Annotated in this window: 23 protein-coding genes; 15 read left to right on the top strand and 8 right to left on the bottom strand. The window is 41.2% G+C overall.

From position 1 onward, the window contains the following. The first annotated feature begins 60 nt into the window (after window positions 1–60). Together KKB09_07405 and ileS are read left to right on the top strand one after the other, a co-directional pair. A complete protein-coding gene (locus KKB09_07405; GenBank protein ID MBU4301012.1) occupies window positions 61–351 on the top strand; it encodes a hypothetical protein in 291 nt (96 codons plus the stop codon). 116 nt (window positions 352–467) lie between these two features. Further along, the gene (ileS, locus tag KKB09_07400; GenBank protein MBU4301011.1) at window positions 468–3,641 is read left to right on the top strand and encodes an isoleucine--tRNA ligase; all 3,174 of its coding nucleotides are present in this window, start codon (window positions 468–470) and stop codon (window positions 3,639–3,641) included. Here the strand turns inward: ileS and KKB09_07395 are convergent. Beyond that, a complete protein-coding gene (locus tag KKB09_07395) occupies window positions 3,638–3,952 on the bottom strand; it encodes a hypothetical protein (protein ID MBU4301010.1) in 315 nt (104 codons plus the stop codon). The genes ileS and KKB09_07395 overlap by 4 nt on opposite strands. A gap of 146 nt (window positions 3,953–4,098) precedes the next feature. Between KKB09_07395 and KKB09_07390 the strand changes: the two genes are divergently transcribed. The 5 genes from KKB09_07390 to KKB09_07370 all read left to right on the top strand — a co-directional run bounded on the left by KKB09_07390 (window position 4,099) and on the right by KKB09_07370 (window position 6,278). Next, window positions 4,099–4,482 carry a HEPN domain-containing protein gene (locus KKB09_07390; GenBank protein ID MBU4301009.1) on the top strand — a complete coding sequence of 128 codons (384 nt, stop codon included), beginning with the start codon at window positions 4,099–4,101 and terminating at the stop codon, window positions 4,480–4,482. Continuing rightward, on the top strand, window positions 4,455–4,766 hold the full coding sequence (locus tag KKB09_07385; protein MBU4301008.1) for a nucleotidyltransferase domain-containing protein: 312 nt from the start codon (window positions 4,455–4,457) through the stop codon (window positions 4,764–4,766). The genes KKB09_07390 and KKB09_07385 overlap by 28 nt, the downstream gene beginning before the upstream one ends. Before the next feature lie 202 nt (window positions 4,767–4,968). After that, entirely contained in the window at window positions 4,969–5,352 is a 384-nt protein-coding gene (locus tag KKB09_07380; protein ID MBU4301007.1) for a VOC family protein, read from the top strand. Window positions 5,353–5,469: 117 nt separating this feature from the next. Continuing rightward, window positions 5,470–5,748 (top strand): hypothetical protein, encoded by a 279-nt coding sequence (locus tag KKB09_07375; protein MBU4301006.1) that lies wholly within the window; start codon window positions 5,470–5,472, stop codon window positions 5,746–5,748. Between the two features lie 8 nt (window positions 5,749–5,756). Next, entirely contained in the window at window positions 5,757–6,278 is a 522-nt protein-coding gene (locus tag KKB09_07370; protein MBU4301005.1) for a zinc ribbon domain-containing protein, read from the top strand. A gap of 163 nt (window positions 6,279–6,441) precedes the next feature. Here KKB09_07370 and KKB09_07365 read toward each other — a convergent pair whose 3' ends face one another. Further along, entirely contained in the window at window positions 6,442–6,642 is a 201-nt protein-coding gene (locus tag KKB09_07365) for a hypothetical protein (protein ID MBU4301004.1), read from the bottom strand. A gap of 107 nt (window positions 6,643–6,749) precedes the next feature. Here KKB09_07365 and KKB09_07360 point away from each other — a divergent pair, with 107 nt between their 5' ends. The 7 genes from KKB09_07360 to KKB09_07330 all read left to right on the top strand — a co-directional run bounded on the left by KKB09_07360 (window position 6,750) and on the right by KKB09_07330 (window position 10,920). Further along, window positions 6,750–8,231 carry a nucleotidyltransferase domain-containing protein gene (locus KKB09_07360; protein ID MBU4301003.1) on the top strand — a complete coding sequence of 494 codons (1,482 nt, stop codon included), beginning with the start codon at window positions 6,750–6,752 and terminating at the stop codon, window positions 8,229–8,231. Between the two features lie 5 nt (window positions 8,232–8,236). After that, window positions 8,237–8,815 (top strand): hypothetical protein, encoded by a 579-nt coding sequence (locus tag KKB09_07355; GenBank protein MBU4301002.1) that lies wholly within the window; start codon window positions 8,237–8,239, stop codon window positions 8,813–8,815. A 164-nt stretch (window positions 8,816–8,979) separates the two neighbouring features. Further along, entirely contained in the window at window positions 8,980–9,222 is a 243-nt protein-coding gene (locus tag KKB09_07350; protein ID MBU4301001.1) for a hypothetical protein, read from the top strand. A gap of 37 nt (window positions 9,223–9,259) precedes the next feature. Continuing rightward, window positions 9,260–9,436, top strand: a complete 177-nt coding sequence (locus KKB09_07345) for a hypothetical protein (protein ID MBU4301000.1) — start codon at window positions 9,260–9,262, stop codon at window positions 9,434–9,436. A gap of 62 nt (window positions 9,437–9,498) precedes the next feature. After that, on the top strand, window positions 9,499–9,822 hold the full coding sequence (locus tag KKB09_07340; GenBank protein ID MBU4300999.1) for a nucleotidyltransferase family protein: 324 nt from the start codon (window positions 9,499–9,501) through the stop codon (window positions 9,820–9,822). Next, complete coding sequence (locus tag KKB09_07335; GenBank protein ID MBU4300998.1) at window positions 9,819–10,175, top strand: DUF86 domain-containing protein; 357 nt, start codon at window positions 9,819–9,821, stop codon at window positions 10,173–10,175. The genes KKB09_07340 and KKB09_07335 overlap by 4 nt, the downstream gene beginning before the upstream one ends. 412 nt (window positions 10,176–10,587) lie before the next feature. Continuing rightward, window positions 10,588–10,920 (top strand): hypothetical protein, encoded by a 333-nt coding sequence (locus tag KKB09_07330; GenBank protein ID MBU4300997.1) that lies wholly within the window; start codon window positions 10,588–10,590, stop codon window positions 10,918–10,920. Window positions 10,921–11,272: 352 nt separating this feature from the next. On the opposite strand, the gene KKB09_07325 is transcribed toward KKB09_07330, so the two are convergent. Then, complete coding sequence (locus tag KKB09_07325; GenBank protein MBU4300996.1) at window positions 11,273–12,799, bottom strand: S8 family serine peptidase; 1,527 nt, start codon at window positions 12,797–12,799, stop codon at window positions 11,273–11,275. A 127-nt stretch (window positions 12,800–12,926) separates the two neighbouring features. Here KKB09_07325 and KKB09_07320 point away from each other — a divergent pair, with 127 nt between their 5' ends. Next, window positions 12,927–14,030, top strand: coding sequence for a GTP-binding protein (locus KKB09_07320; protein MBU4300995.1), 1,104 nt, complete (start codon window positions 12,927–12,929; stop codon window positions 14,028–14,030). Window positions 14,031–14,034: 4 nt separating this feature from the next. Here the strand turns inward: KKB09_07320 and KKB09_07315 are convergent, their stop codons facing one another. The 5 genes from KKB09_07315 to KKB09_07295 all read right to left on the bottom strand — a co-directional run bounded on the left by KKB09_07315 (window position 14,035) and on the right by KKB09_07295 (window position 16,751). Next, the gene (locus KKB09_07315; GenBank protein ID MBU4300994.1) at window positions 14,035–14,667 is read right to left on the bottom strand and encodes a hypothetical protein; all 633 of its coding nucleotides are present in this window, start codon (window positions 14,665–14,667) and stop codon (window positions 14,035–14,037) included. A 15-nt stretch (window positions 14,668–14,682) separates the two neighbouring features. Beyond that, window positions 14,683–14,919, bottom strand: a complete 237-nt coding sequence (locus KKB09_07310; GenBank protein ID MBU4300993.1) for a hypothetical protein — start codon at window positions 14,917–14,919, stop codon at window positions 14,683–14,685. A 63-nt stretch (window positions 14,920–14,982) separates the two neighbouring features. Then, the gene (locus KKB09_07305) at window positions 14,983–15,645 is read right to left on the bottom strand and encodes a hypothetical protein (protein ID MBU4300992.1); all 663 of its coding nucleotides are present in this window, start codon (window positions 15,643–15,645) and stop codon (window positions 14,983–14,985) included. 147 nt (window positions 15,646–15,792) lie between these two features. Next, window positions 15,793–15,963, bottom strand: a complete 171-nt coding sequence (locus KKB09_07300; GenBank protein ID MBU4300991.1) for a ribosome biogenesis protein — start codon at window positions 15,961–15,963, stop codon at window positions 15,793–15,795. Between the two features lie 5 nt (window positions 15,964–15,968). Beyond that, a complete protein-coding gene (locus tag KKB09_07295) occupies window positions 15,969–16,751 on the bottom strand; it encodes a S1 RNA-binding domain-containing protein (GenBank protein ID MBU4300990.1) in 783 nt (260 codons plus the stop codon). Between the last annotated feature and the right edge of the window lie 376 nt (window positions 16,752–17,127).

The raw sequence follows: 17,127 nt of genomic DNA, 5'->3' as shown, positions 1-17,127 counted from the left end.
ATAATGCGCGGCGAACATCCGAATGATGAGCGCTTTTGCGGATAACGAGTTGAAATAAGTATGAAAAACAACGGACAAAATAACGGAAAAGTGACTGAAACGTATCGGGTATTGCCCGGACAAGACATGTGGATTATGATTAATCAATATTTAGCCCATAAAACAGGAGTCAATACAAAACTTCATTTTGGAAGCGATGAAGGAATTAATAAGCCATATGAAAAAGGAAAAAATACGTCAGTAACCTATGCGGAACTGACAGGAAATGAGGAAAACATTCAAAAGTACATAGACGCTCTAAACGTTGACGGCTCTGGAGAAAAAATGGTTATTTTTGAAAAATATCCTTAATCAGCGAATTTATCAAAGCCTTATTAAATTATCCGCCTAAAGGTATTTTTATTGCACTAAAGTACGCGCTGCAATAAAAAGCTTCGAGTGCAGTGAGACGTAATGAGATAATTTCCATGATTCAAAAGCAAGACAATCCAGCCAAAACAGCCCAAAGCGAAGCCTCTGCGCCTCAAGCATCCGGCGCGTTTAACATGAAACAGATGGAAGTCGAAATCGCGCAGTTCTGGAAAGAAAAAGGCATAAGAAAAAAGGTTCTTTCAGCCCGAAAAGGACAGAAACCATACTACTTCATGGACGGCCCGCCTTATGCAACCGGCTATATTCACATGGGCACGGGCCTGAACAAGACGCTGAAGGACTACTATATGCGCTACTTCCGGATGGCGGGCTTTGACGTCAATTCACAGCCGGGATATGATACTCATGGCGTTCCGATAGAGAACAAAGTCGAAAAAAAACTGGGCTTGAACCAAAAATCAGACATAGAAAAATTCGGCATAGAAAAATTCAATGCAGAATGCAGAAAGTTCGCAACTGATTTTATAGGCATAATGAACGAACAGTTCGAAGACCTCGGCGTCTGGATGGATTGGGAAAACCCCTACCTTACACTTCATAATTACTATATAGAGGGCGCGTGGCACACGTTCAAAATCGCATTCGAAAAAGGGCTTCTTTACAAGGGAATCTATCCGGTGCATGTCTGCTCACATTGCGCAACCGCAGTCGCCTACAGCGAAATAGAATATCAGAAAGCAACAGATCCTGCAGTGTTTGTCAAATTCCTGGCAAAAAACATTCCCAATACATATTTCGTCATCTGGACTACCACTCCATGGACACTTCCTTCAAATACCGGAATAATGGTTCATCCGAAGTTCGAATATGCAAAAGTACAGATTAATGATGATGCTCATGAAAATCCTTCGGATTTTCAAGCTTTTGGGAACCCTAAATCCCAAAATAGCGAAACACTCATAATCGCAAAAGAGCTTGTCAATACAGTAATGAAAAAAGCAGGAATTAAACACTTTAAAATCACAGGCATCGTGCTTGGAAAAGATCTTGCAGGACAAGAATACACCAACCCATTAAAAGACATCCTGCCGCTTCAGAAAAACGTCAATGGAAAAATCGTTCTCTCAGAAATGTTCGTTACTCTAACTGACGGCGCAGGATTAGTACATACTGCTCCGGGCCATGGTAAAGAAGACTTCAAAGTAGGCCTTGAAAATAATCTTCAAAAGCTCTGCCCGGTCAATTTGGATGGCACATTTGACAAAAGTGTAGGCAAATTCGCCGGAAGATATGTAAAAGAGGCGGATACAGAAATAATTGCAGAACTCGCGGCGCGGCGCGCAATCCTCGCATCAGAAAAAGTCACGCACGATTATCCTCACTGCTGGCGATGCAAAACACCTCTTCTCCAAGTTGCAGTTCCTCAATGGTTCTTCAAAGTCAGTGAAATCCGAAACAAACTCGTAGAAGAAAACAAAAAAGTCAATTGGGTTCCTGACTGGGCGCAGAAACGCTTCGGCGACTGGCTCGACAACTTAAGCGACTGGCCGATTTCAAGGCAGAGATATTGGGGCATTCCGCTTCCAATTTGGGTCTGCGACAAATGCAATAATGTAAAAGTCATCGGCTCGGTTGAAGAACTTGGCGAATGCGGAAAGACGCTGACAGACCTGCACAGGCCTTATATTGACACAATCGCATTCAAATGCGCAAAATGCGGCGGAATGCAAAAAAGAATTCCTGACGTGCTTGATGTCTGGTTTGATTCAGGCGTCTCGTCATGGGCATCGCTGCATTATCCGAAAGAAAAGGAAAAGTTCAACAAAATGTGGCCTGCAGAGCTGAACATCGAAGGCCCTGACCAGATTCGAGGATGGTGGAATTCACAGCTTATCTGCTCAACAATAACCTTCGGCAGAAGGCCTTTCAACAACATAATAATGCACGGCATGGTGCTAGACAATAAGGGCAATAAGATGTCAAAATCCTTGGGCAATGTCATTGCGCCAGGCGATGTGATTGAGAAATTCTCGCGCGATGTCCTGCGCTATTACCTGCTCTCAAACACTCCTGAATCGGACTTCTACTTTGATTGGGAAGCGGTCAAATCAGTGCAGAAGTTCTTCAACATCCTGTTCAATTCAGTCAATTTCATGAAATCGTATGCTCCAAAGGGTTTCAAGCCTTCGGAAAAGTTCGACACAAAAACGCTTGCAACAATCGACAAATGGATGCTTTCGCGTGTTAATACGCTTGCAGAAGAATGCGGAAAGCACAACAAGAATTATGTCGGCTTCAAGTCGCTTGCGGCAATCCATGATTTCATTGTGAACGACTTTTCAAGGACTTACATAAAGCTGACGCGCGAGCGCACATCGCCGAATTACGAAGGCAAAGACAAGGAAACCGCATTCGCTGTGATGGATTATGTCCTGCAAAAGGCAATATTGCTTATCGCGCCTGCTGCGCCTTTCAGCGCGGAGGCGATTTATCAGATGCTTAGTGGAGCTGAGGGTAAAGAATCAGTCCATCTTTGCGATTTCCCAGACTCTGACAAAACGCTCGTTGATGCCGGCCTTGAACAAGACATGAAAATTGCGCTTGATGTTGTCGAATCAATCAACTCAATAAGGCAGGAGAAGAATTTGCGCCTGAGATGGCCGCTGAAAAAAGCGACAGTTTCAGGTGATGCGAAAATTGTTTCTGCAATAGAGCGGCTTCATGACGTTGTATGCGAGCTCGCAAATGTAAAGGATATTGCATTTGGAGACGTATCCCTTGAAATCGATGTCAAGCCGAATTACAAAGTCTTTGGCCCGGCATTCGGCAAAGACGCAAAAACTGTCGCAGATTTGCTTTCAAAGGCTGGCGCGCGCAAAGTAAAGGAAGACGCAAAAAAGGGCAAAATAAAACTTGGGAATTTTGAGCTGACGCCAGAAATGCTCATAATCCGCGAGAAAGTCACAGAAAACCTCGCGGGCCAAACATTTACAGGAGGAGCAGTTTATCTTGACACTGAGCGCGACAATGAAATAATCCAGGAATCGCTAATAAGGGAACTTATACGACACGTCCAGATTATGCGAAAAGATGCAAACCTGAATGTCAAAGAGAAAATAAAGCTGTATCTTGACGGCGACGGCGCGCTTCTTTCAAAGTGGAAATCAATGATTGAGAAGGATACGACTTCGCAAGTTGTAATTGGCAAAGGCGGGAAAACGAAATCGGCTTTCGAGTTTGAGGATGAGAAAGTTGGGGTTGGGTTTTAAATTACATATGATTTGACAAATCGATATGACTTAGAGCCGTCTCTATTTTGATAAACAATATGCATTATTTTTTTAATTGGATGGTTTTCAATACCATCAAATGGCTTTCCGAAATCGGCAATTTCTTCTGAAATTCTGCGAACCGTAGTTAATGGATGTATCTCGTATCCATAAATATCAGGAATGGTGGAAACAAAAGTATCTTCGGGTATATTTTTCATAATTGCTTGTGCTTCTGAAATAGATACTTCTTCTTCCAGGATTTTCGTTTTTCCTTGAAGAAAGTCGGATAAATTAGAGATTACACCCATAATATCCCTGTTCACACACAAATATTTAAAGCAATTTTCTTATTGATAAACCCCTTTCCCGTACTCAAACTTATGCAGAACTAGTGTGTTGGCGCGCAGCTTCACAAAACATCCTGCTTTATATATTCCCAAATGCAATAAAAAGTATGCGCAAAGAAGCCGAGAACTGGATAAAGCAGGCAGAAGCGGATTTGAAAACCTCGCGAGACTGCCTCACCGCAAAGAATTACTATGCTGGCGCTTTCTTTGCAGAGCAATGCGCTGAAAAAGCCCTGAAAGCGTATTTTATCTTCTCAAAGAATGACACGGCTCCTAAAACACACAATCTTTTCGAACTTGCAATGGCGGTCTCTCTACCAAAAGAACTCATTTCGGTTGCAAGAAAACTCACTCCAGATTTTATAATAACAAGATACCCTGATGCAGCAGGCGGTATTCCTGCAGAATTATATGATGAAGAAAGCGGCAGAGATGCGCTTAAAAGAGCAGAGGTAATATTCGTATGGGTAAAGGGCAAGTTAGAGAAATAGAGTGGCTTCTTGAAAAAATAAAAAAGAAATATCCTGATGCAAAAATACTGCTGTTCGGCTCCCGGGCGCGCGGCGACCATCTCGAATCAAGCGACTATGACCTGCTTATTTTATCAGATGATTTCGAAAATGTGCCGTTCAGAAAAAGGCTCGAGGAAATTTACGAGCTTGTAGATCGTCCTGCGAACGTCGAAATAATCTGCCTCACCCATAAAGAATTTCGCGAAAGAAGAAACGAGCTATCTATTATAAAGGAAATTGCAAGAGAGGGCATGGTGGTTTGAACCGATTAAAACCGTTTTCGCGTTTTAGCAGTAATACTTCTTCCTATGCTCAAACTCATTCAAACAAAGACAATGGCTCACGATTATTCCGATAACCGGTTCACATCAACCAACTAATTCACGTCAATCACAATATGTTCTTCCATCTTCTGCAAAATCTATATATACTGAATTAAAACAAGTATTATCCAGAGGCAATTTTATGAACCGTGTAGTACATTTTGAAATTCCTGCAGAAAATGTCAAGCGCGCCCAAAAGTTTTATAGCGATATTTTCGGATGGAAGATAAATGACATGCCAGACATTAATTATACGCTCCGGCACACTGCACCGACAGATGACGGTGAGAGGTTAAATGAACCGGGCGCAATAAACGGCGGAATGCTGAAGCGTTCAAACCCGATAAACTCTCCGGTAATAACGATAGATGTCGATAATATTGATGAAACACTAAAAACTATAAAGGAGATGGGCGGCAGAGTTATTAAGGAAAAAACGGAATTTAACAATAGAGGATATTCCGCCTACTTCAAAGACACTGAAGATAATATTCTGGGATTGTTGCAAGCGCGCGAGAAAAAATAACTTTCAGAAGAGAAAAAACTATTTTTTTGAAACAAGTCGGATAATTCCAAAAGTCAGATTTTTAAAATACTTCTTTAAATACAACCTTGCGCAATAATAATATAATTAGTGATTCTTATGGCAGACTATACAGTAGAGATAAAACCGCCGGAAAAAATGGAACTGATTATCACAGGCCCCGAAGGCCAGCAGATTGATCTTGATGCGGAAAAATTCCAGCAGATAACATTCGACTACGACGGCGACACTCTTGTTTTCCAGGGCAAAAAAGTAAGCGCGGTTGCTTCGCTTCGCTGCATATCAGATGTGTTCTGGATGATTCTATCGCTTACTTCAAAAGGCTTTGAAATAAAGCCGAACGAACCTCTGGAAATTCTGAAGAAAGTTATTAAATGATGGTGCCTATGCGTTGTGCTGCTTGCAATTCGGTTTTGGAAGAAAAGTGGAAGTTCTGCGCATCCTGCGGAGCAAACATCAAGAACTGCTCGGAAGCGCTGACAAAAGAGATAACTCAATCAATAATTTCTTCGCTAACCGGTTCTGAAAACAAAGGCAATCTTGAAATAAATATGCTGCCGAACAAAACCATAAACAATTCTCAAGAAGATCGTAAAATCCATTCAAAGCGCCAGAAACAAAACAGCTTCCTGAATACTCCGAACAAGCCGCTTGAGGTTGTCGAGCCAAAAACAGACATAACTCGCCTCCCGGGCAGAATAATGCTTGACACAGAAATTCCCGGAGTCAAATCAGGCGACAGTATAAAAATAATGCTTCTTGGCGAATCCATAGAGATAAGAGCGGTTGCGCCTGAAAAAATGTATATGAAAATCCTGCACATACCGCAAAACATGCGGCTTGCAGGCTCGTCTTTTGTTGACGGAAAACTAAGGGTGGCTCTTTCAGAGCATTTGCAAATGAAGTAGTTCAATTGCCTTCAAATATTCTATTCCAGTTTAAGTGTTTTTCCGTCAAAGTACTGACATAATGGCGAAATATCGTGGCGTTTCAGAATCGCTTTTATTTCAAGTATGGCATTATTTAGGGGTTCGCATTTTTTACACTCAGGACAGTTTGTAGAAATATATATTAAAAAGTAGGATGCGCCGTGATTTCAATATTCATTGATGATTGGAGATACCCTTCAGGACAGTTTGTAGTTTTCTTAACAGTATAATGCGGAATAACACGCATACCACCAGTTTCATAAGGTTCTGGAAGCTCTGTTAATGCTACTGCGGAATCTCCGAAAACACCAAAAAGTTCTCGCATCATTTCTTTACCGCTCATGAATACACCCGTTTATTTTCTTAGTTCGTAAGATTTATAACTCTTGAATGATTGCAAATATTTAAATTTCTATTTAAAGCCATCTTTCCATATATATTTTGATGATTATGCCTTCTAAGGACGCACAGAAAAAAAATTCTAAAGAGCCCGAATCCAAAAAGGAAAAGCAGGAAGAGACATCTACAAAAAAACTTCATGAACGATACACTCTAAGAAAAAATAAGGAAACTAAAAAAGAGACAACTCCTGTTGAAAAAAAGAGCGGCGCACCTGTTGGAAATAAAGAAGAAACCCAAAAAGAGGGCGAACATAAAGATGAAAAGAAAGAAAGCACCCCTGAAGAAAAGGAAAGAAAAAAGGAGCAGGAAAGGCGCTTCAAAGTCGCCCAGGATTTCTCGCGAAGATTAATTGAAAAATTCAAGAAAACCGTCAAATGCGTCATAGTTTACGGCTCAACAGCAACGGGCAGCCACAAGAAGACAAGCGACATCGACACATTTGTCTTAATGGATGACACAAAAATCGAGCAGGAAATCCCGCAGGAAGTAAAGGACAGGATATGGAATGAAATCCTGCGAGTGGCAAAAGACACAAACGAAGCAAACAAAATCCCGGAAGGCCAGGGAATAACGATTCAGGCATTTATGTTTCTCACAGAATTCTGGGAAAATATGAGGACTGCGGAAGCTGTTCTTCTTGCGATATTGCGGACAGGCGTCCCTGTTTTTGACGTTGGCGTGTTCATGCCTGCAAAAAGGATGCTCCTTCGCGGAAAAATCCCGACAACAAAGGAAGCGGTTGACAAAAAGATTGCGGCAGCTCCTGAATTTGTGGAATATGCGCGCGCAAGAGTCAAATCCGCCGCACACTATCTTGAACAGGGCATGGCTGCGGCAGGCCAGGGAGCATTGATGTTCATAGGCCGCGTTCCGCCGAACAAGGAAGAAGTGCCGAAAGCTCTTCGCGAATCATTTGTAGCTGACGGGCTTCTTGAGGAAAAATACGTCAAGGATGCTGAAGATATAAGAAAATTCGCAAAGGAACTCGAGCACAGAAAAGAGGAAGACTGTAAAGTATGCGGCGCAGAAGTTGACAAATACCTCAATCTGACTGACGAATTTGTCAAGCGCATGGAAAAACTTGTGAAAGACCTTGAATCAAAGAAAAAATCCACAGTGCTCATGAATACTTACAAAACGTTCTTAAAAGCGAATGTAGGGGCGCTGAAATACAAAGGCGTAACTCCGCCGGAATCCCTCAAAGACCTTCCAAAAGTAATGTACCAGCACTTCCCGGACTTCAAGGACTCGCATGCAGAACTGTTTGAGCACCTGACACGCGTGCTTACAATGGTCAAGGACGGAAAGGAAAACGAAATTCCCGAGCGCGATGTCTACGATTTGCGCGAGAAGACAAAGATGTTTGTCCTAAACCTCGGCAAAAAGCTGAAAGACATGAAAGAGCGCGGGGAAATTGTTGTGCCTGAGGAGACTGAATTAAACAAAGAAAAGGACAGCGCAGAAGGACAAAAACAGCAGCAACCGATTATGACCGAAGAGATGATTAATGAGAAGGAAAAGAAAAAGTGAAATAGATGGGGACTATAAATATTAATATAACTGCTGCAGAAATTGCAAGCGGTTTCAACATTAATTCTGTAGGAACTAATGTAATTATTGGATTTAGTATCGCGGCAATAGTGGTCGGCTATGCATCCATCATTCTCTTATCCTTAGGCAAAAAAGAAGACGAATTTTCTAATTTTAAATATTATGAGAAACTAGTATTATCTTATTTTATTGGAGGACTAGCACTTGCGTTTACCACAATACTCATATTACTCACACTTCAACCCACATCACAAAGCTCGCATCCAGAACTAACTGCCATTATAGCAATATTTTCCGCAAGTATGTTTTCTCCTTTGGCGCTAGGCATATTGACCAAAAATTCTGAAACAAAAAAACTTGATCTTAAAGTAATGGTTGACTATTTCATGCTTGCACTTGGCGGTATTTTAAGTGTAGCTATCGTAATTTATATATTGCCCAAAATTCCTCTTGGAATTTTGGTTAATATGGAGATTATTTTGTTTTTAATTTTATTGTGGTATTTGAGAGGAAAAAGTAATAACGCTAATACAAAATCTAGTCAAAATAAGACTGATAAGTGATTTAATGGGTAACTTCATCGATAAAATAGTATCTAATAAAATAGTGACTGTTATTGTAATCCTAATACTTATTAAAACATTTTTTGAAACTTTTGGGATTCTTGCTATTTACGCTTTCGTAATATGGTTTTTATATTTCAATATAACGTGGATTAAAAAACACCGTGAGAAATATCGAAAGGCAAAATCTCTTAAAAACAAAACAGGTCAGTGATATTATGGCGCTTGAGGTATTTTTAGGAACCATAATTGGATACTTATTCATACCGATTTTGTATTTTGGATGGCGAGCAATAACCCGTCAAAAATTATTCAAAAACAACTACAAAAAACCCACCACAATAGAGGCGTTAATGGTCGCGTGGTGTTTTCTTGTGCTATTGATTGCCTTTATAGCCATAATCTGAGCAATCATACAGATAAAGAAAAAATAGATGTGAGTTTATGGATTGGTCTGAGATAATATTGATTGTTGCGTTCTTAATCGTAGTCAAATCAGCAAAGGTCAGTTTACTGACTCCTTCAGGATTAGGGTTTATGATTTTTTTGGTAATAATATTCTTCGCAGTTTGGAAACTGGATAAAAAGTTTTTTTCAAAGCCAAAATCCACTAAAAAATAGTCATACCCCGATAACATAACCACTTAAAAAACATATTTAAGCACCTGCGCGCAATTAATCTTATGTCGCAAACAGCACTGGCGCGCCCGCAAAGCGCAGAGCTTAGGGCAATTCGCCAAAAAATACGGAAACTGGGCGCAGAGATGAGGAAGGACTACAAAGCGGAAGTCATCGGAATCTTTGGCTCTTACGCGCGCGGAGAGCAGAAAAAAGGAAGCGACCTTGACGTTCTTGTAAGATTTTATAAAGGAGCTACTTTATTTGACTTTGTCGGGCTTGCAGATTTTCTTGAAAAAAAGCTCAAAATAAAAGTAGATGTTGTTTCTGAAGGCGGAGTTCGAAAGGAGCTAAAGAAGCAAATATTCAACGAGGCGCAAGAAATATGAATCGCAATTATAAGCTGTTTGTAAAAGACATAATTCAAGCCATGGAGTCCATAGAACAGTTTGTAGAAAACAAGGACCAAGAAGAGCTTGAAGAAGATGATATGGCTTCCAGCGCAGTTATCAGAAAGTTTGAAATTATCGGCGAAGCGACAAAACACATTCCTAATGAGATGAAAAAGAAGTACCCTAACGTGCCGTGGCCAAAGATGGCGGGTATGAGGGACAGGCTCATTCATGCATACTTCGGGATAGATTACCGCCTAGTCTGGGATGCCATACATGTTGAACTCCCAAAAGCCAAGCATGAATTACAGGATATGCTTGCTAAACTTGAAAAGGAGAAAAAGCAGTAATTCCACGGCAAGACTTACTCAGTGTCCTCTGCTTCTCGCCTCTTAACAGGCACATATGCGTAACGCTCATATTTAAACGTCGCGTTACATAAAACCTATTTCCGAATATCCCATAAACTGAAAATCGAAGAGAGCGGCTTTCTTGCCAAACAGGCAAGGATATTCGGGGCTTAATCGCGCAAGGAAGAACAATAGCAGAAACTATGGATATTGCAAGGATGTCGCGCGAAACTGATAGAATCCGCAATATAGCATGGCGACAAGCTTCCGGTTAAAGAAAAGCGCGATAAGCTTGTTGAAAATGTCAGGATTCCGACAGGAGTTTCTGCTGGATTGAACGGATTTATGCGACACAGCACAAATTACTAAATATATAAATAACTAAAGCAATTAAATATATAGAGGAGTAACTATGAAAATAAAAGCAGTTGTTTTTATCCTATCGATAGCGGCTATAGCCAGTTTCGTTTTTACAGATGCAGCGGCATCCAATCCAATGTCAGGGCCGGCAATTCAAAAAGAAGGGGCATCTAATTCGGCAGATTCCGGTATCGCAAAAGAAACCGAAAAAAGAACAGAAACTGATTATAGAAACGAAGCCGGGGAAAATACAGGAAACGCTTACAGGAATGAAGTCCAGGAAAGGTCGGAACAAAGAAGCAGAATCGGGGCATTCTATGACGGCGTTAAATCAAAAGTATCTGAATTTTTCTATAAATTCAGAAATATGTTCCGAAGAAACTGATAATCTTACCTGAAAACTGCATGATGCGGGCAGCATTAACTATAGTTAATCGCACATTTTTTGATTGTTATTATATTGGCGATTAACTATTTTGAACAGCAGTTCAAAAGCTTGAAAATCATTAAGATTTTCATGAAATTGTGAATTCAAATATTTTTCAACGAAGTCGAAAATCATTCCGCTATGCGGAAAGCTTTTAAAAACTCTGAGTTTCAAAAAGCCGAGAGCGATGCGACCGGACTCGAAAAGATTGTTATCAAAAGTTCTTGAATTCACTATACATTTCGCGCGAAGCAATACAAAAACTAAAGTGCTCTGCGTTTCTTCGCACCTAATATTAGATATGCTTCCTTCACGGCACCCTTATACTCGCGCTGCTTGCGGCATTAACTGAAGCGTCATAAATCCATCCGCTTTTTGCAATATTGTCAACTGTAAAGGTAAATATGCCATTAGCTCTTGTCTTCCAAGCGGAATAAACTATTGCCGTTCCGCTTGTGCTTGTTGTCGCTGTACTGATGCCTGATGTAAGCCCGCTCCAGTACCCTGAAACGCTTGCACCGCTAACCGCGCTTTCTGTTGCATCGGCAACCTTGACGGTTACAACTGCTCTTGTTTTGGAGCCTAATGTCTGTTTTGTTATGCTAATGCCGGATATATGCATAGCCGGCTTAACAGGCGGCGACAAAACATAAGCAATAGCTGCCGATGCGTTTACTCGGCCTGCGCCATAGTATTTGTCCCATCCCGCGGTGCCTAAATCCTTTGCAGTATTGTAAAGAGCATTGTTAATTTCCGCAACAGTTATTGTTGGCTTTGCCTGCCTCAGAAGCGCGACAACTGCAGAAACCATCGGAGTTGACATTGATGTTCCGCTCCATGAAGCATATGAATTGCCCGGTAGCGTCGAATAAATTCCGACACCCGGGGCTGCAATATCGACTGAGCCGCCGACTCCGGAGAATGAAGCTCTTAAATCATTGCTGTCAACTGCAGCAACTGTTATCACACCCGAAATGCACCCGGGTATTGAAACTCCGCGCGCGTCATTCCCTGCAGCAGCTACGACTGCTACGCCTCTTGAATTGGCGTAAGCTACTGCAGTAACCATCTCGGGATATGCATAATCGCAGTTTGAGCCCGTGTATAGATAAGGCGCGCTTGTACCGAGGCTCATGCTTATCACATCAGCATTATAATCATCATTTGTGCCATAAACACCGTCCTGCCCGTCAACTACGTCGTACATCGCGGCAATTACATCGCTGAAATATCCTGAGCCTGTGCTGTCAAGCACCTTGAATGCAAGGACTTTTGCGTCCGGAGCAACACCTTTTGCTCTTGAATCCACGCCGTTCGCAGTTATTATTCCTGCAACATGCGTTCCGTGGCCGTTGTCATCAAATGGATTATCGTTGTTGGCAATTTCATTCCATCCGCCGGCGAAACTATCGCTAAGTTCAGGATGAGTGTAATCTATTCCAGTATCAAGTACCGCCACTTTTCTGTCTGTGCCGGCATAACCGGAAGCCCATGCAGAATCCGCCCCTATCTGCGCGTCTGCAATAATGTCAACAGCATACACTTTTATATCCTCTTTGAGATTTAACGCCGCCGCAACATCATCAGAACAGCTTACAGAAGCCACCTTCTTATGCTGTTTTATGATTTCACAGCCTTTTTCGCGCAAAGATTCCAAGTCCTTTTCGCCGACTTTATCAACAACGTATTTTTTACCGTGATTATCAGGTGAGTTAATTGCGTTTTTATCTGGTGAATTAATCGCACCTTCATGCGAATCAAGTGCATTAACGCCAGCTGTTGCTGAAACAAATACAATCATCGCGGCCGCGAGAATAATCAGAAAATTAGCTCTCATAGAAAGTACCTCTTTATAATTAGGATATAACCTATTTAAATCTTAACGCTCTTTACCGATCTGCTCGATAATTGCCGTACTTTAGGCAACATCAAATCTCTTAAACCTTTCTTTCCAATAATGTGCTATGTCCGTAGACGACGAAATCCAGAAAATCCTTGATGAAATAGATAAGACTCCTTCAAATAAAGCAACGCAGGGGCATCTCGGAAAGCTCAAGGCAAAGCTTGCGAAACTAGAAGACGAAAAAGATATGCGCAAGAAGAAAAGATCAGGAACGAGCACAATCAGTTATGCTGTCAAAAAAGCCGGGGATGCGACGGCAGTTCTTGTCGGATTTCCTTCTGTCGGAAAATCAACCCTTATAAATAAAGTCACTAATGCGGAATCAAAGGTTGCCGCCTATGAATTTACGACGCTGGATATCATTCCGGGAATGCTAGAGTACAATGGCGCGAAAATCCAGATTCTTGACATACCGGGCATAATTGAAGATGCTTCTTTCGGCAAGGGCTTTGGGAAAAAAGTCCTATCAGTTGCAAGAAACGCAAATCTTATACTTCTCGTAGTTGATGCTGCAATAAAACCAAGGCTGCAAATAGATATCCTGAAAAAGGAGCTTCAAAACATAGGCATACGATTTAATCAAAAAAAGCCGGACGTACTAATAGAGACAAAACCATACGGCGGAGTAACTATCAATTGCGCGATGAAACTCACAAAAATTTCTGAAGATATGATAATCGCAATCATGAACGAATACAATCTGCGCAACGCAGACATACTGATAAAATCAGACATAACCCCTGAAGAGCTCATCGATGTCATTACAGCGAACAGGATTTATCTTCCATTAGTTATTGTGGCGAATAAAGTAGATGCCGTTGAAAATATTGAATCCGTGCGAAAAGAAATAGGCGAGGATTGTGTATTTATTTCAGCAGACAAGGGAATCGGGCTTGAAGAGCTAAAGAAAAAAATGTTTGAAAATCTAGGAATCATTCGCATAAATCTCAAGCAGCCCGGAAAGCCCGCAGACATGAAGCAGCCGCTGATATTGCGTAAAAATAGCACGGTAATGGGTGTTTGCGAGCACATCCACAAAGACCTTGCAAAAAATTTCTTGGTCGCGCATATCTGGGGAAAATCAGTGAAGTTCGCAGGCCAGCAAGTAGGCGCAAAGCACATCGTTTTTGACGGAGATATTGTCGAGATTGTTATGAGGAAATAAAGTCTCAGTGTTTACATAATCGCGCATTGTTCTTTTCTTCGGACATGTATTTCCAAATACTATAATCAAACACAACCTTATTGATTCCTTTTTGTTCTGCAACGCCATTTATAATTTCTTGCACATCAAAATAACCCTGTGTTGATATTCCTGCGCGATTAACAAAATTAATCAAATGACGGTCTATTGCACTCGTAGGAATGCCAGACAACATTTTGAAATAGTCTGCAGTTTTATTTCCAATCCCTCTAATTTCTTTAAATCGTTCTACATTCGACTCATTGCTTAGCCAGATTTTAAGTTGTTCCTCAGTTTCTATTCTTTCTTTAGCGAGAAAACGTGCCACTTCCAGAATACGATGTATTTTTTCAGGGTGTTTCCAATTTATTAATTCATTTAGACTCGATTTTTCTAATAATCCAAGAAATCCTGATGTTGTTTTAGCCTCTGAATAGGTCGACCGTAATTTTTTAACGCGTGGTTCAACCACCGTAGCATACTTTAAGCCTGCTTGAAGCATCGCATCAACTATAGTCGCACCCATATGATTATATGGGTAATCTGGAGAAACTATTTTAAAATCAGGGAGTGTATCAATATGTGTAATAAGAAGATTTATTTTCTCTTGAAGTGTCATCAATACGCCTCAAACTCACTCCTCATCTTCCGCTGCCATTTTCTTCTCAATATTTCCAAGAAGATCCATCATTGTTTTTCCGATGAAACGCGCGTCAATCGGCTCCTTGAAGACGACAGTTACGTCTTTCACGCCGTCGACCTTGTCCAGATTCTCAATGTCCGTATCATCTATGATGTCTGATGATGCGAGTTTTTTCTCAAGATCCGCACGCTTTACATTGGACAGAAATCCAACCATTGTTATTCTCATACAGAAAACTTGGCGCGAAGGTTTATATATGTTTTGCAATGCCGCTGAATTAAATCAACAACATCAATACCCGTACGTCAGCAAACCGCCCAAATCATCCTCTGCGCCGTGCCCGTGCCATGGTTTTTTTGAAGTGCAGGTATTGCACGGGCTTTCAATTAGTCCGAACTCACTTGTGTCAAGAGACCTCTTTACTAATTCATCCAGTTCTTTTTCCGATACTTCACGCGCTTTTCCTTCCTTATTCACCTCGCGAAAAATAGAATGTTTGATAGGCTCATACAGCATTTGTCCAAAATTTTCGGGCTTTGAAATGATTCCGCTTTCAGCAAGCCGTTTTTTTGTTATGCCGAATAAATCGGCTTTTTCTTCGTCCAGCCGGCTGAAATTCTCAAGCCCATATTCCGCCATCCTTTTAAACAAGTTGTGCCTCTCACCATCCGGCATAAGCTCCGGATTCTTTGACATTGCGGCAAGGTTGTAAGGAATGCCGTATTTTTTCAAATATTCCAAAGCGCGAAACTGGTTTTCGAAATATTTTGCCTCTGCGCCTGTTTTTTGTTCAAACGCTTCGGGAGTGCCTGCTTTGAAAGAAAGCCGAACATGTATGTAATCGCCAAAGCTGCTCAGCTCTTTTGCGAGTTCCTTGTCCTCGCCAAGAAGCATGCCGTTGGTCTCTATCAAAAATAATTTGAACGCGCATTCATTTTCCGCGATGTCAGTCAAACGTTGCGGCGGCACACCCAACCGCAGCAGAGCTGCGGGGTATATCAAGCGATAATAAAACTGCAAACAGAATCTTTAAATTTTGCAGAAACCATCAATCTTTCGCAGCTGCTTTCGTTTCTCTCCTCATCGTCGTCAAAGCAGATATTACTCAATAGTTGAATTACACATATCTCTGCTTTTCCTCCTCCACTTCCCCCACTTATCAAGCGGCGAGAACTTCGGAGGCTTGGGATCTATTGTTGCAGACCCGCACACAGAACAAGTATCTTTCATGGTGTATTCTTTGCATTTCCTGCAAAAACGGATTGAATTCATACAGGTCACTGAGCTGCGACTTCCTCGACCTTGACTTCGCCGCCGGCTTTTTTCATTATCTCCTCGGCGTTTTTTATGATTTTTGCAATGCGCGCCTCGACCGCCGGATAATCCGGTCCTGAAACTGTGAGCTTAAATTTCGGGGCACTCACATATTTTATTTCCACGCCTTTTTTATCCTTTATTTCAAGGGCATTCTTTATCGCGACTACTCCATTCGGAGCGAATGATTCAAGTGAAAGTATCAGCGTCTTTACAACCTCTTTTTCCTTTATGTTTTTCTCTGCAATGTCGGCAATAGCCGCTGCCCAATCGGTAGGAACACCATCATTTATAAGGGCGTCCTTGCCCCCTGTTTTTGCGCATTCAAAAGCAGGATAAAGAAGGCCGCCATATTTTTCCATCAAAGGGTAACCTGCCTTTTCGTAAGCATCAGTTATTGTCTTTTTCATTTCCTTTGCCGCAAAATTCAGAAATTTTTCGGCTTTTTTTTCGTTCTTAAACTCAAGTATCTTTTCGCGCCGAATTGATGGCTTGACGCGCTTAAGCGAAAGGCCGACATAACCTCTTTGAGGATCGACAAAAAGGACTTTTGCAATCTCTTTTTCGCCGATTTTTACAAATCTCCGGATATCGCGGACCATTGTATTTGCGACTTCTGACACATGCACCATTCCTTTTTTACCCTCATATTCGTCAAGAACCACAACTGCAGAGTTCGGATTCAATTCAGATATTGTGCATACAACATAATCTTCAGGATCGGGCCATTCTTTTAATGTTCTCAAAATATCACCAAAATAATAAAAAATAATAATAAATATTGTCATAGAATCTTTAAAAGTAAGTCGGTATCAAAAAATGCATTTGTAATGATTAAAAAATAGTTTACGCACTAAAAGGCCCCCTATTATTAGCCCCACAATTTGTTCCAAGTCTTTGTTACATCCTCAAACCATCCGGAGTTTTGAGAGATACTGTCCAATTAAAGTCATCTATAAAAACTCCTGTTACCAAATAGGTATAGAGGAATCTCTATGCCGTTCAATTGTCCAATATGTAAATCTGCAAATTATGCCAAAAAAGGTTTTCGACACAATGCATGTGGTAAAAAACAGAAATACCGATGCAAAGACTGCAAAGCGTGGTTTGTCAAAGACGATG

Source organism: Nanoarchaeota archaeon (assembly GCA_018897155.1).
Taxonomy (GTDB): Archaea; EX4484-52; EX4484-52; order EX4484-52; family LFW-46; genus LFW-46.
This window is presented reverse-complemented; position numbering and strand designations above follow the sequence as displayed.